Annotated in this window: 1 protein-coding gene; it reads left to right on the plus strand. The window is 66.7% G+C overall.

Annotated elements, in window-relative coordinates:
- Positions 1–231 (plus strand): hypothetical protein (locus QCD70_RS19165; RefSeq protein ID WP_301219242.1); only part of this gene is annotated, 231 nt, incomplete at both ends.

Consider the following 231-nt stretch of genomic DNA (forward strand, 5'->3'; position numbering starts at 1 on the left):
GGTCACATCCGTCTGCGCGACAGCACCGAAGGTGGCGAGGGCGGCACTCGCACCAAGACCCAGGCCTATGTCGAGCTGCTGCGCTCCAGCGCGAAGCTGAGCAAGGACAACGCCGACGCGGTGCTCTCGCACGCCCTTTCCATCAAGGACGACCAGGGCCGTGCCCGCGACCCCATCGCCATCATTCGCGTCTTCCATGACGGCAAGCAGGTGGCGGCGCCACGCCTGTAT

Origin of the sequence: Agreia sp. PsM10, assembly GCF_030433855.1 — a bacterium.
In the GTDB taxonomy this organism is placed as follows: Bacteria; Actinomycetota; Actinomycetes; order Actinomycetales; family Microbacteriaceae; genus Agreia.